The sequence below is a fragment of the Mycolicibacterium gadium genome, from assembly GCF_010728925.1.
In the GTDB taxonomy this organism is placed as follows: domain Bacteria; phylum Actinomycetota; class Actinomycetes; order Mycobacteriales; family Mycobacteriaceae; genus Mycobacterium; species Mycobacterium gadium.
Window position 1 is genome coordinate 1778358 of the sequence record NZ_AP022608.1, and the last position, 25958, is coordinate 1804315.

Sequence of the window (25958 nt, forward strand, 5' to 3'; positions counted from 1 at the left end):
GTGTGCCTGGTGTTACGTCTGTGACTCAGCTACCGGCCCCGGTGTGTCGCGTCTCGACCGGTTTCACTGCGTCACCGCTCCCAGGCCGCAGGCCCGTCTGCTCTGCTTCGTGCAACATTATGTCAACACGCAGAGTGGGCGCGCGCCCCGAGCGGTCAGCAGCGGCGTGGCTAGCGAAGGGCAGCGGAGATCGCGTCGCGCGCGCGGTCGAGCATCGAGGCGAACGGGCCGACGGCGAAGTTGGCCTTGGCCGACTCGACGCCCGCGTGCGGACGAGTGGGCGCGATGGCCTCTGCCGCCAATACGGCCTTCGCCATGCGACCGAGGTCATCGGCGTCGAGTTCACGCTCCAATCGATTGAACTCCTCGAGTTCTTCGCGCTCGGCATGATCGAGTACCGCGCCGCGGAACAGCGACAACTCGTCGAGAAACTCTTGGGAGCCGACGTCCATCGCTTCGAGCGCGGATAGAGCTTCCTTGGAGTCGTGTTCCTCCACGAGCCGAGCGTCGACGATGATGTCGCCGCCCTCGACCTCGTGGCGCACTCGCGGATGGACCACCATTTCCTCGGCGGTCTCGTGCACCGCCAGCAGTTGCCGCAATTCGGTGAAGGCCTTGCGGCGCGCGTCATCGGAGGACGCCGAGAACACTTCTTCGAACATGTCCTTGATCAAATTGTGCTGGTCTTTCAGGAATCTGACGACGTCATCGGTCGACTGGACGAATGTTTCGACCATGGGGGTAACCACACTTTCTCAAAATCGGGTTGGGGCGCTATGGGCTGTGCGCCACCTTTTCGGTTACCCCTGTGAGTCCAGATCAACCCTTGAGCTTGGCCTGCAGCCGGACGTAAACGGCGTCGGGCAACAATGCGGAGACGTCGCCGCCGAGCGACGCGACCTCTTTCGCGAGCGAGGACGACACGAACGAATACTTCGGCGTCGTGGCGACGAAGAAGGTGTCGACGCCGGCGATGTGCTTGTTCATCTGCGCCATCTGCAGCTCGTATTCGAAATCCGTCCCCGTGCGCAGACCCTTGACGATCGCGGTCAGCCCGCGATTCTTGACGAAGTCGACCACCAGACCCTCTCCGGACTCCGCCCGCAAATTCGGCAGATGGGGCGTCGATTCCTCGATCATCGCAATGCGCTCGTCGAGTGTGAACATCCCCTTCTTGTTCGGGTTGACCAGTACGGCCACCACGACCTCGTCGAACTGGGCCGCTGCGCGCTCGAAGATGTCGACGTGGCCGAGAGTTATCGGGTCGAAGGACCCCGGGCATACGGCGCCGCTCATGGGGAACGACGGTACAGGGCGCTTCAAACCCGCTCCGCGAGTTCCAACCGGGTGTCGCCGTACGTGCGCGACGGCCACACCTCCCATCCGTCGGGCCACGTCAGTGCCGGCCCCGACGCCGGACGTTCGACGACGACCACCGTCCCCGTCGTGGTCCAGCCGCCGTGCGTCAAGGCAGACAACACTCTTTCCACATCACCCGCGTCCACTGTGTAGGGCGGATCGGCCAGCACCAGGTCGGCGGGCTGTGCGGCGCCCGAAGCCAGCACTGATGCGACCGCGCCGCGCCGCACCGTCGCACGGGTCACGCCAAGAGCGGCGATGTTCTTGTCGATGATGCTCGCGGCCCGCTGGTCTGATTCGACGAATACCGCCGATTCGGCTCCGCGGGACAGCGCCTCGAGGCCGAGCGCTCCCGAGCCGGCGTACAGATCGAGAACGGAGCGACCGGAAAGATCCAGCCGCGCCGCCAGCAGATTGAACAGCGATTCCCGGACCCGGTCGGTGGTGGGGCGGGTTCCAGTGCGCGGCACCGTGATTCGCCGTCCACCCAGGGTGCCGGCGATGATGCGGGTCAGCTGACCACCACGAGCAGATCGCCACCCTCGACCTGTGCGGTTGCGGATACGGCGACGCGGTCGACCTGGCCGGCCTTGGGCGCGGTGATCGCCGCTTCCATCTTCATGGCCTCGATCGTCGCGATGGTCTGTCCGGCGTCGACCTTGTCCCCCGCGGACACGCCCACGGTGACGACGCCTGCGAAGGGCGCCGCGACATGGTCCGGGTTGGACCGGTCGGCCTTCTCGGCGGTGGGCACATCGGTGGCGATGCTGTTGTCACGCACCACGACCGGACGCAGCTGACCGTTGAAGATGCACATCACCGTGCGCATGCCGCGTTCGTCGGGATCAGAGATCGCTTCCAGGCCGATCAACAGCTCGACTCCGCGTTCGAGCCTGACCCGATGTTCGTCGCCGTGGCGCAGCCCGTAGAAGAACTGGTTCGCCGACAGGCCAGAGGTGTCTCCGTACAGCTCTCGATGCGCCTCGAATTCCTTTGTCGGGCCGGGGAACAGCAGCCGATTCAAGGTGGCTTGTCGAGCTGTGCCGGGTTGCGCCAGCGCCGCCTCGTCCTCGTCGGAGAGCTCCTCGGTGGGCGGTGCCGGCGCCCGTCCGGCAAGTGCTTTGGTGCGCAACGGTTCGGGCCAGCCGCCCGGCGGGTCGCCGAGTTCCCCACGCAGGAACCCGATCACCGAGTCCGGGATGTCGAACCGCGCTGGGTCCGCGGCGAATTCGTCGGCGCTGATCCCGGCGCCCACCAGTGCCAGCGCCAGGTCTCCGACCACTTTGGACGACGGAGTCACCTTCACCAGTCGTCCCAGGATGCGGTCGGCCGCCGCATAATTCTCTTCGATCTCCTCGAAGCGATCCCCGAAGCCCAACGCGATGGCCTGCTGGCGCAGGTTCGACAGCTGACCACCCGGGATCTCGTGGTGATACACCCGTCCCGTCGGGGATGGAGGGCCCGACGCTGCAACATCGAAGGGCGCGTACACCTTTCGCAACGCCTCGAAGTACGGCTCGAGATCGCACACCGCCGGCAAGGACAACCCGGTGTCGTATTGGGTGTGCGCGGCTGCCGCGACGATCGAGGACAACGCGGGCTGACTCGTCGTTCCCGCCAACGGCGCCGAGGCGCCATCGACGGCGTTGGCGCCGGCCTGCCATGCCGCCACGTACGTCGCCAGCTGCCCACCGGGAGTGTCATGGGTGTGCACGTGCACCGGCAGGTCGAACCGGCCGCGCAGCGCCGACACCAAGGCGGTAGCTGCCTGCGGCCGTAGCAACCCGGCCATGTCCTTGATCGCCAGCACATGCGCACCGGCGTCGACGATCTGCTCGGCCAGCTTGAGGTAGTAGTCCAGGGTGTACAGGTTCTCCCCCGGATCGGAGAGATCGCCGGTGTAGCTCATGGCGACCTCGGCGATCGCCGTGCCGGTCTCACGGACCGCGTCGATGGCCGGGCGCATCGACTCGACGTTGTTGAGCGCGTCGAAGATGCGGTAGATATCAATCCCGGTGCCCGTAGCCTCGGCCACGAACGCCTTGGTGACCGATTCCGGATACGGCGTGTACCCCACGGTGTTTCGGCCGCGCAGTAGCATCTGCAGGCAGATGTTCGGCATCGCCTCACGCAACGCGGCCAAGCGCTCCCACGGGTCTTCCTTCAAGAACCGAAGCGCGACATCGTAAGTCGCGCCACCCCAGCACTCCACCGACAACAGCTGCGGGGTCATCCGCGCGATGTAGGGCGCCACCATGAGCAGGCCGGTGGTCCTCAGCCTGGTCGCTAACAGGGACTGGTGGGCGTCCCGGAACGTGGTGTCGGTGACCCCGACCGCCTTTGATTCGCGCATCCAGCGGGCGAACCCATCGGGCCCCAGTTCGGTCAGCAGCTGTTTGGACCCCGACGGCGGCGGCGACGCCAGATCGACGTCGGGCAGCTTGTCGCGCGGGTACACCGTCGACGGTCGCGGACCGTGCGGTTGATTGACCGTCACGTCTGCCAGGTAGTTGAGGATCTTGGTACCGCGGTCGGCCGGGGTGTGTGCGGTCAGCAGGTAGGGACGGTCGTCGATGAACGATGTGGTAATGCGTCCCGCGCGGAAATCCGGATCGTTGACGACGGCCAGCAGGAACGGGATGTTCGTCGACACCCCACGCACCCGGAACTCCGCCAGCGCACGCCGCGACCGGGCGAGCGCCGCCGCGTAGTCGCGACCGCGACAGGTCAGCTTGACCAGCAGAGAGTCGAAGTGCGCCCCGATCTCCGCGCCCAAATGTGTGGCGCCGTCGAGACGGATCCCCGCACCACCCGGCGACCGGTAACTCGTGATGCGCCCGGTGTCGGGGCGGAACCCGTTGGCGGGATCCTCGGTGGTGATCCGGCACTGCATGGCAAAGCCCCGTGGCGCCGTCAATCCGTCCTGGCTCAGTCCGAGGTCCGCCAGCGTCTCGCCGTCGGCGATCCGCAACTGGCTGGCGACCAGATCGACGTCGGTGATCTCCTCGGTCACCGTGTGCTCGACCTGGATGCGCGGGTTCATCTCGATGAACACGTAATGCCCACGCTCGTCGAGCAGGAACTCCACCGTGCCGGCATACGTGTAGTCGATAGAACGGGCGAAGGCGACGGCATCAGCACACATCTGGTCCCGCAGTTCCGCGGGAAGGTTTGGCGCAGGAGCCAATTCGATGACCTTCTGATGGCGACGCTGCATGCTGCAGTCACGCTCGAACAGATGCATCACACTGCCGTGCTTATCGGCGAGGATCTGCACCTCGATATGGCGCGGGTTCAGCACCGCCTGCTCGAGGTAGACCATCGGATCGCCGAATGCCGACTCGGCCTCACGGCTGGCCGCCTCGATCGCCTCGCGCAGCGCGGAAGGCTCTGTGACGCGCCGCATTCCGCGTCCGCCGCCACCGGACACCGCCTTGACGAACAGCGGGAACTCCATGCTCTCCGACGCAGCTACCAGTTCGTCCACCGACGACGACGGCGCCGACGAGTTCAGCACCGGCAGACCGGCGTCGCGTGCCGCGGCGATCGCGCGCGCCTTGTTCCCCGTCAACTCGAGGATTTCCGCGCCCGGACCGATGAACGTGATCCCGGCATCCGCGCACGCTGCGGCCAATTGCGGGTTCTCCGAGAGGAACCCATACCCGGGATAGACGGCATCGGCGCCCGCCTGCTGCGCGATACGGATGATCTCGTCGACCGATAGGTATGCGCGTACCGGATGCCCGGTCTCACCGATCTGATACGACTCGTCGGCCTTGAGGCGGTGCTGGGAGTTGCGGTCTTCGTGCGCGTACACCGCGATGGTGGTGATGCCCATTTCGTAGGCCGCCCGGAAAGCACGAATCGCGATCTCGCCGCGATTGGCCACCAGAACTTTGGATATCACGCGCTACCGCCCCCGTCGGGTGTCTAGAGAAGGGTCGACCAGTAGTCCCAGAAGCGCACCAGGATCAGCAGGAGAATCCCGGTGAACCACAGCGCCACCAGGGACCAGCGCCACGTATGGAGGACGCGCACAACGCCGTTGGATGCCGCAGCACGGGATGCGATCGACGTCGCCACCACGAACAACGGAATCGTCACGGCCCACACCACCATGCAGTACGGGCACAGTGCGCCGATGCTGTACAGGCTCTCCCATGCCAACCAGTGCACGAATACGACGCCCAGGAAGGAGCCGATCGCCAGGCCGGTCCAATACCAGCGCGGCAGATCGACTTTGGCGAGCGCCAGCACACCGGTCACCAGCACGACGGTGAACCCTACGATGCCGATGAGCGAATTGGGGAACCCGAAGACCGACGCCTGCGGGGTGATCATCACCGAACCGCACGACAGCACCGGATTGATGCTGCAGGACGGCACATAGTCGGGGTTGATCAAGATCTCGATCTTCTCGACGGTGAGCGTTGCCGCGGCGGCCAATCCGAGGACACCGGCGATCAGCACCCAGATCGCGCTGGGTCTGCCGACCGTGACGCCCGTCGACTGCGCCGACGCGGGTTCGCTCGGCTCGACAGTGCTGGGTGTGGCGACAGTCATGGTGCAGGCGCGGGCGCGGGAGGCGGAGGTGCCAACGGTGTGGGCTCGGCGGCCGGGGGCGGTACGCCGGCGTCGAAGGCCGGCAGCTTGCCGACTGTCTCCTCGATCTTGGCGACCAACGCCTCTGGCGTGGTCGGACGGTAGTCCTCACCGTTGATGCGAATCGTCGGTGTCGAATTCACGTCGGTGGCCGCGGCGAGTCCCGACACCATGTCGGCGTTCGTCTCTTTGTTGATGCACTCGGGAACTTGGCCCGCAGCGCCGGCTTGACGCGCGATTTCGGCAAGGCGGGCGTTGTCGGGGAACGGTCCGACACCCTCCTGGGGCTGTTGGGCGTACAGCGCGGCATGGAACCGCCGGAATGCCTCGATCGAATCACCGGCGACGCAGTACGCGGCGTTGGCCGCCCGCGTCGAGTACCCGTCACCCTGGCGATCCAGGATCGAAACCATGTAGTAGTCGGCGGCCACCGCTCCCGAATCGATCAGCTTGTTGATGGTGGGTCCGAACTCCTGCTCGAAGTTGCGGCAGGCCGGGCACAGGAAGTCCTCGTAGAGCCCCAGCACGACCTTGGGCTCGTCAGTGCCGTCCTTCTTGATCAACTCAGCCGACGTCGACGTGACCCGGATCGGATCCGCCTGGCCCGCGGTCGGCTTTTCGTCGGCCGACAACACGATGTACAGCACAAGCGCCACGGCGAAGATCACCACGATCGCGGTCAGGCCGATCTGGACCGCCAGGTTGCGCTTGCGGTCGGAAGCCTTCAGGTCGTATTTCGGTTTCGAAGCCACGCGCTAAGAGTACCGGCGGCCTTTCCCAGGCTTCTCAGATGCGGGCCAGATGGGCCCGCAGCGCGGAGATCGATTCCGCGACGGCCGTCGCGCTGTCGCCCCCAACCGGGAAGAAATTGACAAAGCCGTGGATCAGCGTCCCGAACTCTCGGTGGTCGACCGGGACCCCCGCCGCCCTCAGGGCGTCGGCATATTGCCTGCCTTCGTCGCGCAGAGGGTCGAAGCCGGCAGTCAGCACCAGCGCAGGCGGTAGTCCCGACAGGTCATCTGCCAGCAGGGGCGATACCCGAGGGTCGTCAGCGTCGACATCCGAGCCACCGAGGTACTTCTCGGCGCCGAACCGCAGATCGCCCCCGGTGAGGAAGAAGCCTTCGCCGAACAGCGTTCGCGAGCGCGTCTGCGCGTTCCAAGCGGTGACCGGGTAGTACAACAATTGCACCGCCGGCAACGGAACATCCTGGTCACGGGCCCGCAGCGAGACCAGGGCGGCGAGATTGGCTCCGGCGCTGTCGCCTCCTACCGCCACCCGGCGGGTGTCGGCGCCCAACTCTGCAGCGTGATCGAGCGCCCAGGTGAAGGCGGCGAACGCGTCGTCGACACTCGCCGGCGCCTTGTGCTCCGGCGCCAACCGATAGTCGACCGACAACACATGCACGCCGCCATCCCGGCAGATTTGCCTGCACACGTCGTCATGCGTCTCGAGATCGCCGACCACCATCGCGCCGCCGTGAAAGAAGACCAATAGCGGCGCGTCGTCGCCGTCGACCGGTCGGTAATGGCGCGCAGGGATCGCGCCTTCCGGACCGGGTATGACCATATTCGTCACCGATGCGACGGGAAGGTCCTGCCTGAAGGCGTCTGTCAGCTTCCTCAAGAGCGCACGAGCCGTGGGGACGTCGGGATCCAGGATCAGACTTCCGAGGCCCATCGCGTTCTGGCCGAAGAGCATGAACTGAAGCGTGGTGTCCAGGGTGTTGCCGTCGATGACCACCGAACGACCACCGAGCAGAAGCCGTTTGACCGAGAGCGGAATATGGGGAAGCGCGCGCAGCGTTGTGCCGCCGATCTTCGCCAAGCGGGCTTTACGACCGGTCGGCGTTCGCACAGCCTGGACTGGCAGACTCGAAGTCATGGCCTCTCCTTCGATCACGCTGAATGACGGTAATCCAATCCCTCAGGTCGGACTCGGAGTTTTCCAGACACCCCCCGAGGACACCGAACGCGCGGTGACCACAGCCTTCGAGGCAGGCTACCGGCACGTCGACACGGCAGCGGCGTACCGGAACGAACGCGGTGTCGGGCAGGCGATCGCAAAGTCCGGTTTGCCCCGCGAGGACGTCTACATCACCACCAAGCTGTGGAACTCAGACCAGGGCTACGACTCCACGCTCAAGGCATTCGACCGCAGCATGGACAAATTGGGTATTCCCTACCTCGATCTGTATTTGATCCATTGGCCGTTGCCCGCCAGGAACACGTTCGTCGACACGTTCAAGGCGTTCTCCCGGTTGCGCGACGAAGGCCGCATCAAATCGATCGGCGTCAGCAATTTCGAGCCGGAGCATCTGCGAATCCTGGTCGACGCCACCGGCATCGTCCCCGCCGTCAACCAGGTGGAACTGCACCCGCTTTTTCCCCAGGAGGAGTTGCGTCAGGTGCACGCCCAACTGGGCATCGCCACCGAGGCGTGGGCCCCGTTGGGCCAAGGCGCACTGCTCGACAATCCGAAGGTGACCGAGGTTGCTGAACGGCACGGGAAAACGCCGGCGCAGGTACTGATTAGGTGGCATATCCAACTCGGCAATATAGTCATCCCGAAATCGGTGACCCCCGAGCGAATAGTGAGTAATTTCGACGTGTTCGATCTTGAACTGAGCGAGGAGGACATGGCGTCCATTTCCTCGTTGAGCGATGGAACACGGCTGGGTCCCGATCCAAGGACCTTCGACTTCACAGGTTAGGTGACATGACACCCTCGGCCGCTGCGATCCCCACCGTCACGCTCAACGACGGGAACACCCTTCCGGTGATCGGTCTCGGCGTCGGCGAGCTGTCGGAAGCCGAGACCGAGCAGTCGGTGACCGCCGCACTCGAGGCGGGCTATCGGCTGATCGACACCGCATCTGCCTACGGGAACGAAGCCGCGGTGGGCCGCGCGATCGCTTCGTCGGGGATTCCGCGCGAGGAGGTGTTCGTCACCACCAAGCTTGCCACCCGTGACCAGGGTTTCCAGGCGTCGCAGGATGCGATCAAAGCCAGCCTGGAACGGCTCGGCCTCGACTACGTCGACCTGTACCTGATCCACTGGCCGGCCGGTAACCCCGGCAAGTACGTGGACAGCTGGGGCGGCCTGATGAAGAGGAAGGAAGAGGGCGACACCAAGTCGATCGGTTTGGCGAACTTCCACGCCGAGGACCTCTCCAACGTCATCGATCTGTCGTTCTTCACGCCCGCGGTGAACCAGATCGAGTTGCATCCACTGCTGAACCAGGCTGAGTTGCGCGCGACCAACGCCGAACACGGCATCGTCACCGAGGCCTACGGCCCCTTGGGCGTCGGAAACCTGTTGGACAACCCGACGATCGGTTCCGTCGCGCAGGCGAACGGTAAGACGCCGGCGCAGGTGCTCATTCGGTGGAGCATCCAGCTCGGCAACATCGTCATCCCGCGCTCATCGTCACCGGAGCGGATCAAGTCGAACATCGAGGTCTTCGACTTCGAGCTCAGCGACGACGACATGGCCACCCTCAACGGGCTGAACGACGGTACGCGTTTCCGTCCGGACCCCGAAACCTACACCGGCGCCTAGCCCGTCGGACAGGTCGCAGCAGCATCACGCAACGCCGCCGCCGACGGTGCGTCGATCGGCAGCGCGTAACCACGAATAACGGCGATGAACTGCATGGCGTACTGGCAACGGAACGCGGTGTTCGGTGGCATCCAGGTGGCCGGCTCCTGATCGCCTTTGTCCTGATTCACCGCTCCGGCGACGGCGATGAGATTGGCCGGATCGTTGGCGAACCGCAGCCGCTGGTCGTCGGTCCAGAGCCGGGCGCCGAGATCCCACGCCAACGCCAGCGGCACGATGTGGTCGATCTGCACTGCGGCGCCGGTCTTTTCACCGCGGGTGAAGGCGATCTCCGCATTGGTGTAGGGATCGTGCAGGAGGCCGGTCGCCACGGCGGCGGGACAACGCTTGATTGACACGTAGGTCTTTTCGACGAGGTCCCGGTCGAGGATGTCGTTACGGGTGTCGCAGCCGTTGTAGCCGCCGGGCGCCGGGTTCTCGTCGGTCCAGCTGTCGCCGAACGCATCCCGTCGATAATCCATCCCGCGGATGCGCACCGGTATCTGGGCGATACCCGCGAGGACATCGACCCCGGGCGCCACCGTCGGCGTGTCGGCGCCGGCGATGAACTCTGCCCGATTGATCGAAGAGTTGGTGACCTGAACGGCAACGAACACCGCGATGGAGACGATCGCAAGAAGCCACAGCAGGTGCTTTCGGTTCACGCCTTTTCCAAGTACTCGATGCGGTCGGTGTCGGAGAAGGGTGCGGCCAGGGCCGCCATCCCGGGGTCGTCCGGATTCCTCGAGTAGTGCGCATCGCAGAAGTCGCGCGCGGTGATAATCAGATCGAGATGCTCGAAGAGCGACAGGAACCGCAGCGTGATCGGGCGCCCGGATTGGCTGTAGCCCAACACATCCCCCTCGCGCCGCTCCACGAGATCGAGATCGGCGAGCTTGAACCCGTCAAGCGTCGAGGCGACCGCCCGCAGGCGCTCCCCCGCCTTCGAGCTCTCCGGCAATTTGGTGACGAGCAGGCACAAGCTCGGGTGTTGGCCTCGACCGATGCGACCGCGCAGCTGGTGCAGCTGGCTGATACCGAACCGGTCGCCATCCATCACCAACATCACCGTCGCGTTGGGGACGTCGACACCGACCTCGATCACCGTGGTGCAGATCAGGACGTCGATGTCACCCGCGCGGAACGCGCCCATCACCGCGTCCTTTTCATCGGCTGACAACCGACCGTGCATGAGTCCCAAGCGCAGGCCCGAAAGAGGACCGCTACGCAGCCGCTCGAACAGTTCCACGACCGTCGTCGCCGGTGGACCCGCGTCCTTGACCTGGTTGCCTCCCTTCCCTTTTCCTTTCGCCTGTGTCTTGTCGTCTTCGTCGATGCGCGACGCGACGACGTACGCCTGCCTGCCGGCACCGACCTCCTCGATGATCCGTTGCCAGGCACGGTCGAGCCAGCGCGGATGCTCCTTGAGGAAGATCGTGTTGGTGGTGATCGGTTGACGACCACGCGGCAGTTCACGAAGTATCGACGTCTCGAGGTCGCCGTAGTGGGTCAGTGCGACCGTGCGCGGTATCGGCGTCGCGGTCATCACAAGCAGGTGGGGCGTAACGCCTTCGGGCGCTTTGGCGCGCAGCCGGTCTCGCTGTTCGACTCCGAACCGGTGCTGCTCGTCGACAACGACCATCCCGAGCCGATGAAACTCGACGGTGTCCTGCAGCAGCGCGTGCGTTCCGATCACGATGCCCGCTTCGCCGGAGGCGACTTCGTCGCGCACCTGCTTTTTCTGCTGCGGCGACATCGAGCCCGTCAACAGCGCAATCCGCGTCGCCTTCTCGGCGCCACCGAGCTGGCCGGCCATTGCCAGCGGCCCGAGCACGTCGCGTATCGAACGGGCATGCTGGGCAGCGAGGACTTCCGTCGGAGCCAGCAGCGCACACTGATATCCCGCGTCGACCATCTGCAGCATTGCCAGCACCGACACGATGGTCTTGCCGGATCCGACCTCGCCCTGCAGCATTCGGTTCATCGGTCGGCTCGTCGCCAGTTCGGCGGTCAGCACCTCCAGCACTTCCTTTTGACCTTCGGTCAGTTCGAACGGCATCTGATGGCGCATCGCCGCGACCAGTCCGTCGTCCGTCGTGAGAGCGACGGGCCCAGCCGCGCTCAGCTCGCCGAAGCGCCGCTGCGCCAGCGCCCATTGCAGTCCTAACGCCTCGTCATAGGTCAGACGCGCGATCGCGGCATCGCGTTCCACAACCTTTTCAGCGGTGTGAACGGCCCTCAGTGCTTCGTCCTCGCCGATCAGATCGTGTTCCCGCAGAAAGGATTCCGGAAGCGGCTCGTCGATCGGGTCGAGAACGTCAAGCACCTGGCGCACACACGCGTAGATGTCCCAGCTCTGCACCTTGCTGTCGGCGGGGTAGATCGGGAAGAACTCCCGCTCAAAGGCCTTGAACAAATCGTCATCGGTTGCGCCCGACGCCGAAGCGATGGTCGTGAGCGATTTTGTGCCGATCTGCTTGCCCCCCGGTGCGTTCAAAACAAGAAACGCGGGGTGGGTCAGTTGAAGCGTGCGCCGGAAGTAGCCGACTTCCCCGGAGAGCATCAACCGGGTGCCCTTTTTCAGCTTCTCGATCATCCAGTCTGCATTGAAAAAGGTAGCCGTCACCTCTGGCTTGCGGTCCCCCAACGTCACGCGAAGCCACTTGCGCGACCGGTATTTCTTCGTCTTTTTGTCGAACTGCGGCTTCATGTCGCCGACATGGGTAGCCGAAATCTCGTCGACGAACGTGACGTGCTCGCCCTCTTCGAGTTCTTCGCCTTCTTGGAGCACAGTCAATCCGTCGCTGTACTTGCGCGGGTAGTGCCGCAGCAGATCATTGACGGTGACGATGCCGAAGTGCTCCTCCAGCAGGTCGGCGGACTTCTTACCGATGACGAAGTCGAGCCGGTCGGTCAGCTTGGCCACGGCTACTCGACGCCGATCAGCAGAGCGTCGCCGCGATGGCCCGTGTGGTACGTGACGATCTCGGCGGCCAGGTGTTCGCGGTGGACGTGCTCCGCCAATGCATCGCCGACCCCTGCGTCGACACCCGCACCGGTGAGCACGGTGACGAGTTCACCACCGGCGGCGAGCAGCAGATCGATCAGTCCGGCGCCTGCCGTCGCGACGTCCTTACCCACGATCAGCACCTCGTCGGCCGCAATGCCCAGGCCGTCGCCGGGCTCGCAGGCGCCTGCCCACGTGAGCGCCTCCTCGGTGGCGACACGTACTGATCCGTGCCTGGCGCCCGCGGCGGCCCGCGCCATCGTGTAGCCGTCGTCGACGGCTTGCCGATCGGCGTCGTGCATGGCCAGGGCGGCGAGCCCCTGCACCATCGACGCCGTCGGCACCGGCACCACGTCGATACCCCACCCGCTCGCGGCGGTGCAGCCCGCCACCAGTTCTTCGGCCGCGACGTATCCGTTCGGCAACACCATGATCTGCGCCGCACCTGTATTGACCAGGGCGTGGAGCAGGTGTTTGGCGCTGACGGGTCCACCGGCCTGGAGTTGCAACACGTGTGCGCCCTCGCCCGCGAACAGTTCCTCGGCGCCGGCACCGTCGACCACGGCGAGCACGGCCCGTTCCCTGGCCCATCCGCCGGACGGCCGCGGCCCCACCGCACCGGTGAGCGACGTGATCTGGATACGGCTCAGCGTGCCCAGCGACAGCCCCGCTTCAACTGCGGCACCGGCATCATCGGCGTGCACATGCACGGAGTACTGGCCCGCGTCGGCCGTCGTCGCGATCGCCACTGACTCCCCGAGCCGGTCGAGGCTGCAGCGAAGGGTCTCCACCCCGGCTGCGTCGCATCCGCTGAGCAGGTACATCACCTCGAATTGGGGCGACGTGACCGTCGCGGCAGCGGCGACGGGGGCCTGCGGCGGAGACGGCACGTACTCCTCGCGATGCCGGACGTGGCCGGTCAAAGTGGCGGTCATCGCATCCAGCAGTACCAGCAGGCCCCGCCCGCCGGCATCCACTACGCCGGCCTCGGCCAGCACGTCGAGTTGCCCCGTGGTCTCGTCCAGTGCAAGGGCCGCGGCGTCGGCAGCCGCCGCGACCACCGCGGCGATCCCGGAATCGGCGGCACCCGCATCCTCGGCGGCACCCGCCGCATCCTGGAGCACCGAGACGATCGTGCCGGGAACCGCTTCACCCATCGAGGTGACCACCAGGGCTACCGAATGCCGCAGTGCCGCCCCGAACAGCGCCCCGCCGACGTCGGCGAGGACGCCGCCGCGATCGGCGGCCGCAGAGGCGGTGACATCGGCAAGCCCGCGCAAGATCTGGGACAGGATCACGCCGGAGTTACCACGTGCCCCCTGCAGAGCGCCACGCGCCAGCGCGGCGGCGATATCCACCACGTTGTCGGATGCCGCCAGCGCGTCGGCCTGCGCCCACGCGCCACGCATGGTGAACAGCATGTTCGTGCCGGTGTCGGCGTCGGCGACGGGGAACACGTTGAGCCGGTTGATCTCGTCGGTGTGGGTGATGAGGTCGCCGACGGCGGTGTACGCCCAATCCCTCAATGCGGAGGCGTCGAGCCGCCGATCCGACATGCCCCACCTCCCGCCGCTATGGCGACGCGCCGCTGACTCGAGGCGCCGCCGTCGGCGCTAGCCTAGCCATTCGGCCTGACAGCGCCTTGGTGAACGTCCGCGCTTGTGGAGACCATTTTGGTGATCCTTGGCGTGGCCGGTATCCTGGTCAGGTTGTCGGGTCGACCCGCCGCCGTTAGCGGCGGAAACCCAGGCCCCCAAGTACTGATTCGAGGAGTTCTACATATGGCTGCCGTGTGCGATATCTGCGGGAAGGGCCCCGGCTTCGGCAAGTCGGTGTCGCACTCCCATCGCCGGACCAGCCGTCGGTGGGATCCGAATATCCAGACCGTGCGCGCCGTGACCCACCCCGGTGGCAACAAGAAGCGCGTCAACGTGTGCACGTCATGCATCAAGGCCGGGAAGGTCTCGCGCGGCTGACGCCCTCATCGCCGCGCGCTCGCTGCCGGCGACTACCCCGGCGCGCGTCGGAGCGACTAGGGAAGGCGCCAGTCAATCGGGTCGGCGCCCATCTTTTCGAGTAGTTCGTTCGCACGGCTGAACGGTCGCGAGCCGAAGAAACCCCGCGACGCCGACAGCGGCGACGGGTGCGGCGACTCGATGGCCACGCAGTCGGCGCCCAGCATCGGCTTCAACGTGGATGCGTCGCGGCCCCACAACACCGCGACCAAGGGCTGCCGCCGTGCGACCAGTGCCCGGATCGCACACTCGGTCACCGCTTCCCAACCCTTACCCCGATGCGACGCCGGTGTCCCCGGCCGGACGGTGAGCACCCTGTTCAGCAGCATCACGCCACGTTCGGCCCATGGCGTCAGATCACCCGTCGCGGGTGCCGGATAGCCAAGATCGTCGACGTACTCGGTGAAGATGTTGGCCAGGCTGCGCGGCAACGGCCGTACCTCGGGTGCCACCGAGAAACTCAGCCCGACGGCGTGGCCCGGCGTCGGATACGGATCCTGGCCGACGATGAGAACCCGTACCTGCTCGAACGGGAAGGTGAAGGCACGCAACACATTCTGACCAGCAGGCAGATATCGTTGGCCGGCCGCGATCTCCGCGCGCAGAAACTCCCCCATCTGGGCGACCTGTGCCCGCGCGGGTTCGAGCGCACTCGCCCATCCTTCTTCGACGATTTCATTCAGCGGTCGTGCGGTCACGATGGGTCAACTTAGCGTGCCCGAACGATTGGAGTCGATCAGAACGACTGCCAGCCCGCTTGCCCGTGCCACGGCTGCCCGTCCAGCAGGACCCTCGCCGGACCGTCGAGCACCCGTCCGATCACCCGCCAGTCGGGCGGCGGTGGTCCCGGAAACGTCGCGACCAGCGAATGGTCCTCGCCTCCGCCGAGCACCCAGTCCGACGGATCGACGCCCAGCGCGGTGCCTGCTGCGGCAAGCGGATCGCGGTCCGGGCTCAGCAAATCCGACGACAGATCGATGCCGACCTCGGACGCCCGCGCGATGTGTCCGAGATCGGCCATCAGACCGTCTGATACGTCGGTCATCGACGTCGCACCGGCTTCCGCGGCGACGCGGCCCTGGCCGTACGGCGGCTCCGGTACCAAGTGGCGGCGGCGCAATTCTTCAAAACCGTCAATATCGTTGAGCCACAACGCATAACCGGCGGCAGACCACCCGCTGTCGCCGACGACCGCGATGGTTTCACCGGCTCGTGCACCGTCGAGCCGAACCGCGTCGCGGCCGCCCAGATCGCCAAGTGCCGTCACCGAGATCACCCACTGCGGCGCCGTCACCAGATCGCCACCCACGATGCCGGCGCCGAGGAGCCGCGCCTCGTGCCACAGGCCGTCGGCCAACTCCACCGCTTGTGCTGCGGCGGTTCGGCCCGGCGCCCCGAACGCGACGACGAACGCGATGGGCGTCGCACCCATCGCCTCGATATCGGCCGCGTTCTGCGCGATCGCCTTGCGTCCGACATCGTGCGGCGTCGACCAGTCCAGCCGAAAATGGCTCCCCTCGACGAGCATGTCCGTCGACACGACCGTCGCCCCGCCGCCGGCCCATACGACCGCCGCGTCGTCACCGGGCCCCAGCACCACCGAGTCCGGTTGCTCGCGGTCCGCGACCAACCGGTCGATGACGGCGAACTCGCCCACCCCGGCCAGCGTTTCAGGGGGCTCGTCGCTCATCATGTCGCCTCCCCTGAGCTGCGGTACGTTTGGTCCCTGCGGCGTGGAGTCTATGCAGCAAGAGGGAGGACAGCCCGGTGGCCGAGGCGTTCATGCTGATTCAGACCGAGGTGGGCCGCGCTGAAGTCGTCGCCAAACAGCTCTGCGCCCTGCCCGGTGTGGTGTCGGCCGAATACGTCACCGGTCCGTACGACGTGGTGGTCCGCATCGGCGCGCAGAGTGACGACGAGCTGCAGGCCAGCGTGGTTCCCAGCGTTCAGCAGGTGCCCGGCATCACCCGCACCCTGACCTGCCCGATCGCCGACGGGGCGCGCCCATAGAGTTTGGGCCGTGGACGACACCGAAACCCGCGACGGCCCGCCAAGGGTCCTGATGATCGCGGCGATCGCCGTGGCCGTCGCCGCCATCGGCGCGATCCTCGTCTTCGCGGCGCTTCGGCAGACCCCCCCGACTGAAAAGCCCGTCGCGATCGTCGCTGTGCCGGCACCGTACGCCGACAGCGCGGACTGTCGGACGTTGGTCGACGCACTGCCCGAACGCCTCGGCGACTTTCGGCGCGCCGCAGCTGCCGACCCGGCGCCACCGGCCGCCGCCGCGTGGCGTGCGGCTCCCGACGGCGAGGCCGTGATCCTGCGGTGTGGTGTGGACCGGCCCGCGGAGTTCGTCCTCGGCAGCCCCCTACAGGTGGTCGACAAGGTGTCGTGGTTCCGGGTGGGCGAAGCAGGGGCGGGCGAAGACGCAGGCGCCGACCAAGGGCGCAGCACATGGTTCGCCGTGGATCGTCCGGTGTACGTCGCCTTGACGCTGCCTGCGGGCTCGGGGCCCACGCCGATCCAGGAGATCTCGCGGGTCATCACGAAGTCGTTGCCCGCCAAGGCAGTTGACCCTGCACCAGTGGGTTAGCGGAGCCCGGTGCCGCGCTTGCGTGCTGTTTCGACCATGGTGGCCAACAGCGTCGGGTAGTCGACACCGCTGGCCGCCCACATCCTCGGAAACATCGAGATGGTGGTGAATCCCGGCATCGTGTTGATTTCGTTGATGATCGGGCCGTCGTCGGTCAGGAAGAAATCGACACGGGCCAGACCCTGGCAGTCGATGGCGTGGAACGCGCGAATCGCCAACTGTCGCACCTCATCTGCAATGCTGTCGTCGACCTTGGCGGGGACGTCGAGCTCAGCGGCGTCTTCGAGATACTTCGTCGCGAAGTCGTAGAACGAGTCTTCGCGACCGCGGACACCCGCCACCCGGATCTCACCCACAGTGCTGGCTTCTACGCGGCCGTCGGGGAATTCCAGTACGCCGCACTCCAATTCACGTCCAAAGACTGCCGCCTCGACGATCACTTTGGGGTCGTGGCGCCGCGCCAGCTCGATCGCCGCGGGCAGCTGATCCCACGCCGTCACCCGGCTCACGCCGATCGACGATCCACCGCGCGCGGGCTTCACGAACACAGGCAGTCCGAGCCGTTCGCGTTGCTCCAGGTCCAGCGTCTCCTGCCGCGACCGGAGCACGACCTGATAGCCGATCGGCAGGCCCTCCGCGGCCAACAGCTTCTTGGTGAACTCCTTGTCCATCCCCGACGCGCTGGCGAGCACGCCCGCACCGACGTAGGGCACCCCGGCCAGCTCGAGCAGCCCCTGGATCGTGCCGTCCTCGCCGTACGGGCCGTGCAGCACCGGGAAGACCACGTCGACGGCCTCCAGCACCTCGGGGGCACCGCGGCCGACCGACAACAGTTCACCACGTCGTCCCGGGTCGGCGGCGAGGGCCAGCTCCCTTCCCGACTCGCCGGTGACCTGCGGCAACCGGCCGTCGGCGATGGCCAGGGCGTCGGGCTCCGCGTCGGTGAGCATCCACGCGCCCTCAGGGGTGATGCCGACGGCGACCACTTCGAAGCGTTCCGGATCGAGGTTGCGCAAGATGCTGCCTGCGGAAACGCAGGAGATCGCGTGCTCAGAGCTGCGGCCGCCGTAGACGACGGCGACGCGAACACGCCGGGCCGCGCCCAAGCCCGATGTCGCCGCCGGCGCGGCCCCGTGCTCATCGCTGGCAGTCACAACCTAGAGAGGCTACCGTCCAGCCCCACCGCGGGTCGCTTCAATATCCTGACCTGCGGTTTCAGGATAACGCCTGTTCGAAATCGCTGATCAGGTCGTCGGTGTCCTCGATGCCCAGCGAGATCCGGGCGAATCCGTCGGCGACGGGATCGCTCCAGCGAGCGCGGCGGTCCAGCGAGGTGTGGATGCCGCCGAAGCTCGTCGAGGAGATCAGCAGCGCGCTGCGCTCCACGAGGGAGTGCACGGCCTGCGCGCTGTCCAGTTCGATTGCGACGAGCCCGCCGAACCGCTTCATCTGCAGGGCCGCGATCTGGTGTGACGGATCGTCGGGCAACCCGGGATAGCGGACCGAGCGCACCGCCGGATGAGTGAGCAACATCACCGCGAGCGCTTGTGCGTTGTGGCACTGCCGTTCGAACCGCAGGCCCGCGCTGCCCAGACTTCGCAACACCAGCCACGCCTCGAACGGACCGAGAATTGGACCGGCAAGCAGACGCTCCTGCTCCACGGCGGCCATCAACTCCGGATGGCTGCCCGCGACATATCCCGCAATCAGATCGCTGTGTCCCGACAGTGATTTCGTCGCGCTGGCGACGACGAGGTCGGCGCCGAGGGACAGCGGCTGCTGGCCCAGTGGCGTCGCGGTGGTGTTGTCGACCACGAGCGTCGCCCCCCGGCGCCGGCAGTCCATCGCCAACCGGTGCAAATCGACGACATCGAGCCCGGGATTGACCGGCGTCTCCGCGAGCACCACGTCCGCATCGGCGGTTGCGGCACACATCGCAGCGCATGCCACCTCCACCACCGTGACCCCAAGTGGTGCAAGGTATTCCCTGGCATAGCTGCGAACCTGGTTGTAGCCGTCGGCAGGCACCACGAGTTTGGTGCCGGGCTTGGCCAGCACACGCAACACTGCGGTGATGGCGGCCATCCCGGAACCGAACGTCAACGCGGTGGCGGCTCCTTCGAGTTCTGCGAGCGCCGACTCCAGTTGTCGCCACGTGGGATTCGAATACCGCCCGTACTTGTCAGACGGCTCCGTCTCGTCCGGGGAGAGATGAAACGTCGACGCGAGCACGGGAGGCGATACGACTGGGCTTCCCGAAACCGGTTCCGAGCCAACTGCTTTGACGCTGCGAGTCGAATCGCCGTATAGACCGTCCACGTCCTACTCCGGTTTCGTACTGCGCCCTAGCAGGAGTGCCACCGCCTCATACACCGATGCGCCTCTGTGGCAGACCCGATTCACGGCATCGGTGAGCGGCATCTCGACGTCGTAGCTGGCCGCAAGTGCGAGTATCGACTGGCACGACGTCACACCCTCTGCGACGTGGCCATCCGCGGCGCGCGTCGCAGACTCCATGGTGCCGCCTTTGCCCAGCCGTTCGCCGAACGAGCGGTTGCGGGAGCGCCGTGACGTGCAGGTCGCGACGAGATCGCCGACGCCCGCCAGGCCGGCCAGCGTTGCCGGCTTGGCGCCCAACGCGATTCCGAGTCGCATGATCTCGGCGAGCCCGCGAGTGATGATCGCTGCTGCGGTGTTCTCCCCCAGCCCGACTCCGGCAGCCATGCCGGACGCCAGCGCGATGACGTTCTTGCATGCACCGCCGACCTCGGCGCCGATGACATCGGCATTGGTGTACGGACGGAAGTATCCGGTCGAGAACGCACGCTGCAGCGTCACGGCCCGTCCGGAGTCGCTGCACGCGACGACGGTGGCCGCCGGTTGCTCATCGGCGATTTCGCTGGCGAGGTTGGGCCCGGAGATCACCGCGACGCGCGACGGGTCTGCCCCGGTGACCTGAATGATCACCTGGCTCATCCGCATCAACGTGTCGAGCTCGATGCCTTTGGCCAGGCTTACCAGTGTGGCGTCGCCGCCGATCAGAGGAGCCCACTGCACGAGGTTGGCCCGCAACGACTGAGCGGGCACGGCAAGTAACACCGTGCACGCCCCGGTGAGCGCTTCGGCGGGATCGCTGGTCGCGCGGATCGTCTCCGGCAGCTCCGCGTCATCGAGATAGAACGGGTTGCGATGGGTGCGGTTGATCTCGTCGGCCAACTCGGGCCGACGGGCCCACAACCGCACCTCATTGCCGGCGTCCGCCAGGACCTTGGCGAGTGCCGTTCCCCAAGCTCCGGCCCCCAGCACTGCCGCGTCGACCACGCCTTCACCCTAGCGCGGCACGGTCTGCTGGCAGGATGGCGCTCGTGGGCGGGCAATCGGAAGCCGATATCGGGCTGGTGATCGCGGTCAAACGCCTGGGCGCCGCGAAGACGCGGCTGGCACCGGTCTTCTCCGCGACCACCCGCGAAGCCGTCGTGCTGGCAATGCTGATCGACACCATCACCGCTGCCGCGGCCGTGCCGGCGGTGCAGTCCGTCACCGTGGTGACACCCGACGATGTAGCCGGCGACGCCGCCAGGCAGCTCGGTGCACGAGTGCTCCCCGATCCGACGCCGCAGGGCCATCAGAACCCGCTGAACAACGCCATCGCCGCGGCGGAGGAAAGGGTGCGGCCCGAGACGTCGAACATCGTTGTGCTGCAGGGAGATCTGCCCGCATTGCAACCGCAGGAGCTGGGCGAGGCGATCGCGGCCGGCCGCGCCTACCCCCGCAGCTTCGTCGGCGACCGCCACGGTACGGGCACCTCGGCGTTGATCGCCCTCGGCGTCGCGCTGGATCCGCGGTTCGGCCAGGACTCAGCCGACCGCCATCGCCATTCGGGCGCCATCGAGCTGACCGGCGCGTGGCCCGGGCTGCGCTGTGACATCGACACACCGGATGACCTGTTGGTAGCACGTCGACTCGGTATCGGCCCGACAACTGCGCAGGCCATCGCTGGTGTCAGGTAACAGTTCTTCATCGCGGTGGCCGCGTGACTACTCGATAGGGAATCATTTGAGAGATGACGGAAGCCGATACCGAGATCCTCGAGACCGACACCGGATCGACGACCGGCACCGCGCAGCCGGCGACGTCGACTCGTCCCGGGGCACCCCAGTCGGGAGATTCTGCGCCTGAAGCACCACCGGCTGCGACATCGCAAGCGGTCGACAACGCCCTGCCGGAAGACCGCTACCTCAACCGCGAACTGAGTTGGCTCGACTTCAACGCGCGCGTCCTTGCGCTCGCCGCCGACCCGTCGCTGCCGCTCCTCGAGCGGGCGAAGTTCCTCGCGATCTTCGCGTCCAACCTCGACGAGTTCTACATGGTTCGAGTGGCGGGACTGAAACGACGCGACGAGATGGGGTTGTCGGTGCGGTCGGCGGATGGCCTGTCGCCGCGTGAGCAACTACGCCGGATCAACGAGCGCACTCAGCAGATCTCCAACAGGCACGCCCATGTGTTTCTCGACGCGGTGCGGCCCGCGCTCGCCGACGAGGGCATCGTGATCGTGACGTGGGCCGAAGTGGATGAGGACGAGCGCTCCCGGCTGTCGACCTATTTTCATGAACAGGTGTTCCCGGTCCTGACGCCGCTGGCCGTCGATCCGGCACATCCGTTCCCGTTTGTGAGCGGGCTCAGCCTGAACCTTGCCGTCACCGTGCGGCAACCCGAGGACGGCGGACAGCACTTCGCTCGAATCAAAGTGCCCGACAACGTGGATCGCTTTGTCGAGTTGGCGCGCCGCGAAGGTTCCTCGGATGCGGTGCGGTTCCTTCCGATGGAGGAACTGATCGCCGCGTTCCTGCCGGTGCTGTTCCCGGGTCTGGAGATCGTCGAGCATCATGCTTTCCGCATCACCCGCAACGCCGACTTCGAGGTCGAAGAGGACCGTGACGAAGATCTGTTGCAGGCGCTGGAGCGAGAATTGGCGCGTCGGCGCTTCGGTTCGCCGGTGCGCCTCGAAGTGTCCGACGATATGACCGAGAGCATGCTCGAGTTGCTCTTGCGCGAACTCGACGTCGACACCGGTGATGTCATCGAGGTACCGGGGCTTCTCGACCTGTCGTCGCTGTGGCAGATCTATGACCAGGACCGCCCGGCGCTGAAAGACCGTCCGTTCGTACCTGCGACGCCGCCCGCATTCGGTGAGCGGGAAACACCGAAGAGCATCTTCTCGACGCTGCGTGACGGCGACGTGCTGGTGCACCACCCCTACGATTCGTTTTCCACTTCGGTGCAGCGGTTCATCGAGCAGGCCGCCGCCGATCCCAACGTGTTGGCCATCAAGCAGACGCTGTACCGGACATCGGGCGATTCACCCATCGTCAACGCGCTGATCGACGCGGCGGCGGCAGGCAAACAGGTTGTCGCGCTGGTTGAGATCAAAGCGCGCTTCGACGAACAGGCCAACATCAAATGGGCCCGCGCCCTTGAACGTGCGGGCGTGCATGTGGTTTACGGACTGGTCGGGTTGAAGACGCACTGCAAGACCTGCCTCGTCGTGCGTCGCGAAGGATCCACGATCCGGCGTTACTGCCATATCGGCACCGGAAACTACAACAGCAAGACCGCACGCCTCTATGAAGATGTCGGCCTGTTGACGGCTGCGCCGGACATCGGCGCCGACCTCACAGATCTGTTCAACTCGCTCACCGGGTACTCACGCAAAGAGTCGTACCGCAATCTGTTGGTCGCGCCCTACGGTGTCCGCAAGGGGATCATCGAGCGGATCGAACGCGAGATCGCCGCCAAGCAATCGGGAGCGGATGCCGGTATTCGGCTGAAGGCCAACGCGCTGGTCGACGAGCAGGTGATCGATGCGCTCTATCGAGCATCGCAGGCAGGGGTCCGCGTCGAGGTGGTGGTCCGCGGCATCTGTGCACTGCGTCCCGGCGTGGCCGGATTCTCCGAAAACATCACGGTGCGCTCGATTCTGGGGCGGTTCCTCGAGCACTCGCGAATTATTCATTTCCGCGCCACCGACGAGTTCTGGATCGGGAGCGCGGACATGATGCATCGTAATCTCGACCGGCGAGTCGAGGTGATGGCTCAAGTTAAGGATCCGAGGCTGACTTCACAGCTGAACGACGTCTTCGATTCCGCCCTAGATCCGTCAACCCGGTGCTGGGAGTTGGACATGGATGGTAAGTGGACAGCGTCGCCGCGAGAGGGCGAGACGGTCCGCGACCATCAGGTGTCGTTGATGGAACGCCATCGGCACCCTTGAGATCCGTCGGCTGTGAGCTCTCGAGGCCCCGAATGACCAGCAGGAGTTGACGTGCCGAGGGACAACCCACCCCGCGCGGTTCCGGCGGGCAAGGCCGTATTTGCCGCGGGTGCGGTGCTGTGGCGACCGGGTGATGATGCCGCCTCACCCGAAGTCGCGGTCATTCACCGTCCCCGGTACGACGATTGGTCACTTCCCAAAGGCAAAGTCGACCCCGGCGAGACCGAACCCGTGACCGCCGTCCGCGAGGTCGCCGAGGAGACCGGCTACGCGGCACATCTCGGCCGGCGGTTGGCCGCGGTGACCTATCCCGTCGACCAAAGCACCAAGAAGGTGCGGTACTGGACTGCCCGCGCCATCGGCGGCGAGTTCAGCCCGAACTCGGAAGTCGACGAACTCAAATGGCTTCCCATATCCGAAGCCATCAAGGCGGTCGGCTACCCGCACGACCGAAAGGTCCTACGCCGCTTCAAGAAGCTGCCGGCCGATACGAAGACGGTGTTGATCGTCCGGCACGGCACCGCGGGCAGCAAGTCGCGATACAAAGGTGACGACCGCAACCGACCTTTGGACAAGCACGGCCGCGCGCAGGCCGAGTCTCTCGTCGGACAGTTGCTGTCCTTCGGCGCCGAAACGCTGTACGCCGCCGACCGGACTCGGTGCCATCAGACGATCGCGCCGCTGGCCGAGGAACTCGGTGCCGACATCAGCAGCGAGCCACTGCTGACCGAAGAGGCGTATGCGGAGAATCGCAAAGCCTCGCGTAACCGTTTCTTGGAGATCGCCGCCGCCGACGGCACCCCGGTGATCTGCACTCAGGGCAAGGTGATTCCGGATCTCATCTCATGGTGGTGCGAGCGTGACGGCGTCCGCCCTGACAAATCGCGCAACCGCAAGGGCAGCACCTGGGTCCTGTCGCTCTTCGACGGACGCCTGATCGCCGCCGATCACATCGGCAGTCCGCTCGCCCTCAAGAAATGAACGCTGCGGCCGGCTGAAGCTCGTCAGACACAAACACGCCGTGGGTCACTTTCGCTTTAATTACCGGCTCAGCCGGCGCGACCCACGGCGTGTTCGATGTTGAACTTACCTGCGGCCCTTCTTGGCCGGGGCGCGCTTCACAGCCTTCTTGGCCGGGGAACGCTTCACAGCCTTCTTGGCGGCAGTGCGCTTCACAGCCTTCTTGGCCGGTGACTTCTTCGCCGCCTTCTTGGCCGGTGACTTCTTGGCCGCCTTCTTGACTGCAGCCTTCTTGGCCGGAGCCTTCTTGGCGGCGGTGCGCTTCACTGCCTTCTTGGCCGGAGCCTTCTTGGCGGCGGTGCGCTTGGCTGCCTTCTTGGCGGGAGCCTTCTTGGCCGCCTTCTTGGCCGCCGTCTTCTTAACGGCCTTGCGGGCGCCGCCCGCAGTCACGCCACGCTTCACTGCTGGTCCTTCCGACGGGAGGCGCTGTGCCCCAGAAACAACCGCTTTGAACTGTGCACCGGGACGGAATGCCGGCACGGATGTGGGCTTAACTTTCACGGTCTCGCCGGTGCGCGGGTTACGCGCAACACGAGCAGCACGACGACGTTGTTCGAAAACGCCGAAGCCGGTAATGGTGACACTGTCACCCTTGTGAACCGCACGCACGATTGTGTCGACGACATTCTCGACCGCAGCGGTTGCTGACCGACGATCCGAGCCCATTTTCTCCGTGAGTACGTCGATGAGCTCTGCTTTGTTCATGCAAAACCTCCGAAAACCAGTAGCCCACTTTGGGCCGACTAGTGGACACGGTAAACCCAATGGCCACTGATTTCCAAGAGCCACGCGCAATTTCAGCAGAATCTAGCGAACTTTCTTGCCCCCCTTGAGCTCCTGCCGGGGGTCCCGATAACCGGGTTCAGGGGTGAAGATTCGGCTCAGAAAGCCAATCCGTCACGCTGGCAAGGCGCGCGGTTTCCAGCTCGGACGGCGTGCTTCGTATGAATCGATTTCATCGCATTTCCGCAGCGTAAGACCTATATCGTCGAGTCCTTCGGAGAGTCGCCAGGCGGTGTAATCGTCAATGTTGAACGGCACCATGACTGTTCCCGCGACGACGTTCCGATCTTGAAGATTCACAGTAATTTCCATGCCGGGATGCTCCTCGATGAGCTTCCATAAAAGTTCGACATCATCTTGGGCGACTTCGGCCGCCAAGAGGCCCGCCTTGCCCGCGTTGCCGCGAAAAATGTCGGCGAAGCGAGATGAGATGACGACTCTGAATCCATAGTCCATGAGCGCCCACACGGCGTGCTCTCGCGACGAACCGGTGCCGAAATCGGGACCCGCGACCAACACCGATCCCTTGTCGAACGGGGACATGTTGAGGACGAAAGACGGGTCGGACCGCCACGCCGCGAACAAGCCATCCTCGAAACCTGTTCGGGTTACCCGCTTCAAATACACGGCGGGGATTATTTGGTCGGTGTCGACATTGGACCGGCGAAGCGGAACGCCGATGCCGGTATGAGTGCGGAATGGTTCCAT

General features: G+C 65.6%; 25 protein-coding genes. 8 read left to right on the forward strand and 17 right to left on the reverse strand.

Annotation, left to right across the window (positions count from 1 at the left end):
• Positions 1-170 precede the first annotated feature (170 nt).
• The 7 genes from G6N36_RS08910 to G6N36_RS08940 all read right to left on the reverse strand — a co-directional run bounded on the left by G6N36_RS08910 (position 171) and on the right by G6N36_RS08940 (position 7845).
• Positions 171-737, reverse strand: coding sequence for a hemerythrin domain-containing protein (locus tag G6N36_RS08910; protein ID WP_163686196.1), 567 nt, complete (start codon positions 735-737; stop codon positions 171-173).
• A gap of 82 nt (positions 738-819) precedes the next feature.
• The gene (coaD, locus tag G6N36_RS08915; RefSeq protein ID WP_163686197.1) at positions 820-1296 is read right to left on the reverse strand and encodes a pantetheine-phosphate adenylyltransferase; all 477 of its coding nucleotides are present in this window, start codon (positions 1294-1296) and stop codon (positions 820-822) included.
• A 23-nt stretch (positions 1297-1319) separates the two neighbouring features.
• Positions 1320-1874, reverse strand: coding sequence for a 16S rRNA (guanine(966)-N(2))-methyltransferase RsmD (gene rsmD, locus G6N36_RS08920; protein ID WP_163690558.1), 555 nt, complete (start codon positions 1872-1874; stop codon positions 1320-1322).
• Entirely contained in the window at positions 1871-5266 is a 3396-nt protein-coding gene (locus G6N36_RS08925) for a pyruvate carboxylase (RefSeq protein ID WP_163686198.1), read from the reverse strand. Before G6N36_RS08925 ends, rsmD begins: the two co-directional genes overlap by 4 nt.
• 23 nt (positions 5267-5289) lie before the next feature.
• The gene (locus G6N36_RS08930) at positions 5290-5922 is read right to left on the reverse strand and encodes a vitamin K epoxide reductase family protein (protein ID WP_163686199.1); all 633 of its coding nucleotides are present in this window, start codon (positions 5920-5922) and stop codon (positions 5290-5292) included.
• A complete protein-coding gene (locus tag G6N36_RS08935) occupies positions 5919-6713 on the reverse strand; it encodes a DsbA family protein (RefSeq protein WP_163686200.1) in 795 nt (264 codons plus the stop codon). Before G6N36_RS08935 ends, G6N36_RS08930 begins: the two co-directional genes overlap by 4 nt.
• A gap of 34 nt (positions 6714-6747) precedes the next feature.
• A complete protein-coding gene (locus tag G6N36_RS08940; RefSeq protein ID WP_163686201.1) occupies positions 6748-7845 on the reverse strand; it encodes an alpha/beta hydrolase in 1098 nt (365 codons plus the stop codon).
• Between G6N36_RS08940 and G6N36_RS08945 the strand changes: the two genes are divergently transcribed.
• Together G6N36_RS08945 and G6N36_RS08950 are read left to right on the forward strand one after the other, a co-directional pair.
• Positions 7844-8674 (forward strand): aldo/keto reductase, encoded by an 831-nt coding sequence (locus tag G6N36_RS08945; protein WP_163686202.1) that lies wholly within the window; start codon positions 7844-7846, stop codon positions 8672-8674. The genes G6N36_RS08940 and G6N36_RS08945 overlap by 2 nt on opposite strands.
• A gap of 5 nt (positions 8675-8679) precedes the next feature.
• Positions 8680-9522, forward strand: coding sequence for an aldo/keto reductase (locus G6N36_RS08950; RefSeq protein WP_163686203.1), 843 nt, complete (start codon positions 8680-8682; stop codon positions 9520-9522).
• On the opposite strand, the gene G6N36_RS08955 is transcribed toward G6N36_RS08950, so the two are convergent.
• The 3 genes from G6N36_RS08955 to G6N36_RS08965 are packed head-to-tail and all read right to left on the reverse strand — an operon-like array spanning position 9519 to position 14124.
• Positions 9519-10226, reverse strand: coding sequence for an HNH endonuclease family protein (locus tag G6N36_RS08955; protein WP_163686204.1), 708 nt, complete (start codon positions 10224-10226; stop codon positions 9519-9521). The genes G6N36_RS08950 and G6N36_RS08955 overlap by 4 nt on opposite strands.
• Positions 10223-12487, reverse strand: a complete 2265-nt coding sequence (recG, locus tag G6N36_RS08960) for an ATP-dependent DNA helicase RecG (protein ID WP_163686205.1) — start codon at positions 12485-12487, stop codon at positions 10223-10225. Before recG ends, G6N36_RS08955 begins: the two co-directional genes overlap by 4 nt.
• A 2-nt stretch (positions 12488-12489) precedes the next feature.
• Positions 12490-14124 carry a fatty acid kinase ATP-binding subunit FakA gene (locus G6N36_RS08965; RefSeq protein ID WP_163686206.1) on the reverse strand — a complete coding sequence of 545 codons (1635 nt, stop codon included), beginning with the start codon at positions 14122-14124 and terminating at the stop codon, positions 12490-12492.
• 225 nt (positions 14125-14349) lie between these two features.
• Here G6N36_RS08965 and rpmB point away from each other — a divergent pair, with 225 nt between their 5' ends.
• Positions 14350-14544, forward strand: coding sequence for a 50S ribosomal protein L28 (gene rpmB / locus G6N36_RS08970; RefSeq protein ID WP_083125945.1), 195 nt, complete (start codon positions 14350-14352; stop codon positions 14542-14544).
• Positions 14545-14600: 56 nt separating this feature from the next.
• Here the strand turns inward: rpmB and G6N36_RS08975 are convergent, their stop codons facing one another.
• Both G6N36_RS08975 and G6N36_RS08980 read right to left on the reverse strand, forming a co-directional pair.
• Positions 14601-15281 carry a uracil-DNA glycosylase gene (locus G6N36_RS08975; protein ID WP_163686207.1) on the reverse strand — a complete coding sequence of 227 codons (681 nt, stop codon included), beginning with the start codon at positions 15279-15281 and terminating at the stop codon, positions 14601-14603.
• A gap of 38 nt (positions 15282-15319) precedes the next feature.
• Positions 15320-16273, reverse strand: a complete 954-nt coding sequence (locus G6N36_RS08980) for a thiamine-phosphate kinase (protein WP_179964920.1) — start codon at positions 16271-16273, stop codon at positions 15320-15322.
• A 77-nt stretch (positions 16274-16350) separates the two neighbouring features.
• Between G6N36_RS08980 and G6N36_RS08985 the strand changes: the two genes are divergently transcribed.
• Positions 16351-16593, forward strand: coding sequence for an Lrp/AsnC ligand binding domain-containing protein (locus G6N36_RS08985; RefSeq protein WP_163686209.1), 243 nt, complete (start codon positions 16351-16353; stop codon positions 16591-16593).
• Positions 16594-16645: 52 nt separating this feature from the next.
• Positions 16646-17176 (forward strand): DUF3515 domain-containing protein, encoded by a 531-nt coding sequence (locus tag G6N36_RS08990; protein ID WP_163690559.1) that lies wholly within the window; start codon positions 16646-16648, stop codon positions 17174-17176.
• Here G6N36_RS08990 and G6N36_RS08995 read toward each other — a convergent pair.
• The 3 genes from G6N36_RS08995 to G6N36_RS09005 form a co-directional block, all read right to left on the reverse strand.
• On the reverse strand, positions 17173-18282 hold the full coding sequence (locus G6N36_RS08995; RefSeq protein ID WP_163690560.1) for a D-alanine--D-alanine ligase family protein: 1110 nt from the start codon (positions 18280-18282) through the stop codon (positions 17173-17175). The genes G6N36_RS08990 and G6N36_RS08995 overlap by 4 nt on opposite strands.
• A gap of 109 nt (positions 18283-18391) precedes the next feature.
• Complete coding sequence (locus G6N36_RS09000; protein ID WP_163686210.1) at positions 18392-19495, reverse strand: cystathionine gamma-lyase; 1104 nt, start codon at positions 19493-19495, stop codon at positions 18392-18394.
• Positions 19496-19498: 3 nt separating this feature from the next.
• On the reverse strand, positions 19499-20497 hold the full coding sequence (locus tag G6N36_RS09005; protein WP_163686211.1) for an NAD(P)H-dependent glycerol-3-phosphate dehydrogenase: 999 nt from the start codon (positions 20495-20497) through the stop codon (positions 19499-19501).
• Between the two features lie 35 nt (positions 20498-20532).
• On the opposite strand from G6N36_RS09005, the gene cofC reads away from it, so the two are divergent.
• Genes cofC through mutT1 form a run of 3 tightly spaced genes read left to right on the forward strand, consistent with a single transcriptional unit; the run spans position 20533 to position 24428 of the window.
• Complete coding sequence (gene cofC / locus G6N36_RS09010) at positions 20533-21186, forward strand: 2-phospho-L-lactate guanylyltransferase (protein WP_179964748.1); 654 nt, start codon at positions 20533-20535, stop codon at positions 21184-21186.
• Between the two features lie 53 nt (positions 21187-21239).
• Positions 21240-23447 carry an RNA degradosome polyphosphate kinase gene (locus G6N36_RS09015; protein ID WP_163686213.1) on the forward strand — a complete coding sequence of 736 codons (2208 nt, stop codon included), beginning with the start codon at positions 21240-21242 and terminating at the stop codon, positions 23445-23447.
• 51 nt (positions 23448-23498) lie between these two features.
• Positions 23499-24428: an 8-oxo-(d)GTP phosphatase MutT1 gene (gene mutT1, locus G6N36_RS09020; protein WP_163686214.1), complete on the forward strand. Its 930-nt coding sequence runs from the start codon at positions 23499-23501 to the stop codon at positions 24426-24428.
• Between the two features lie 105 nt (positions 24429-24533).
• Here the strand turns inward: mutT1 and G6N36_RS09025 are convergent, their stop codons facing one another.
• Complete coding sequence (locus tag G6N36_RS09025; RefSeq protein ID WP_163686215.1) at positions 24534-25172, reverse strand: HU family DNA-binding protein; 639 nt, start codon at positions 25170-25172, stop codon at positions 24534-24536.
• 192 nt (positions 25173-25364) lie between these two features.
• Positions 25365-25958 carry a 3-isopropylmalate dehydratase small subunit gene (gene leuD, locus G6N36_RS09030; RefSeq protein WP_163690561.1) on the reverse strand — a complete coding sequence of 198 codons (594 nt, stop codon included), beginning with the start codon at positions 25956-25958 and terminating at the stop codon, positions 25365-25367.

What these genes read in the sequence shown, in the direction of transcription:
- G6N36_RS08940 (WP_163686201.1), bottom strand. Translation starts at nt 7,845, where the DNA reads ATGACTTCGAGTCTGCCAGTCCAGGCTGTGCGAACGCCGACCGGTCGT.
- G6N36_RS08990 (WP_163690559.1), top strand. Translation starts at nt 16,646, where the DNA reads ATGATCGCGGCGATCGCCGTGGCCGTCGCCGCCATCGGCGCGATCCTC.
- G6N36_RS08980 (WP_179964920.1), bottom strand. Translation starts at nt 16,273, where the DNA reads ATGAGCGACGAGCCCCCTGAAACGCTGGCCGGGGTGGGCGAGTTCGCC.
- G6N36_RS08950 (WP_163686203.1), top strand. Translation starts at nt 8,680, where the DNA reads ATGACACCCTCGGCCGCTGCGATCCCCACCGTCACGCTCAACGACGGG.
- G6N36_RS09025 (WP_163686215.1), bottom strand. Translation starts at nt 25,172, where the DNA reads ATGAACAAAGCAGAGCTCATCGACGTACTCACGGAGAAAATGGGCTCG.
- G6N36_RS08910 (WP_163686196.1), bottom strand. Translation starts at nt 737, where the DNA reads ATGGTCGAAACATTCGTCCAGTCGACCGATGACGTCGTCAGATTCCTG.
- G6N36_RS09015 (WP_163686213.1), top strand. Translation starts at nt 21,240, where the DNA reads ATGACGGAAGCCGATACCGAGATCCTCGAGACCGACACCGGATCGACG.
- G6N36_RS08930 (WP_163686199.1), bottom strand. Translation starts at nt 5,922, where the DNA reads ATGACTGTCGCCACACCCAGCACTGTCGAGCCGAGCGAACCCGCGTCG.
- G6N36_RS08945 (WP_163686202.1), top strand. Translation starts at nt 7,844, where the DNA reads ATGGCCTCTCCTTCGATCACGCTGAATGACGGTAATCCAATCCCTCAG.
- leuD (WP_163690561.1), bottom strand. Translation starts at nt 25,958, where the DNA reads ATGGAACCATTCCGCACTCATACCGGCATCGGCGTTCCGCTTCGCCGG.
- rpmB (WP_083125945.1), top strand. Translation starts at nt 14,350, where the DNA reads ATGGCTGCCGTGTGCGATATCTGCGGGAAGGGCCCCGGCTTCGGCAAG.
- coaD (WP_163686197.1), bottom strand. Translation starts at nt 1,296, where the DNA reads ATGAGCGGCGCCGTATGCCCGGGGTCCTTCGACCCGATAACTCTCGGC.
- G6N36_RS08965 (WP_163686206.1), bottom strand. Translation starts at nt 14,124, where the DNA reads ATGTCGGATCGGCGGCTCGACGCCTCCGCATTGAGGGATTGGGCGTAC.
- cofC (WP_179964748.1), top strand. Translation starts at nt 20,533, where the DNA reads ATGGCGCTCGTGGGCGGGCAATCGGAAGCCGATATCGGGCTGGTGATC.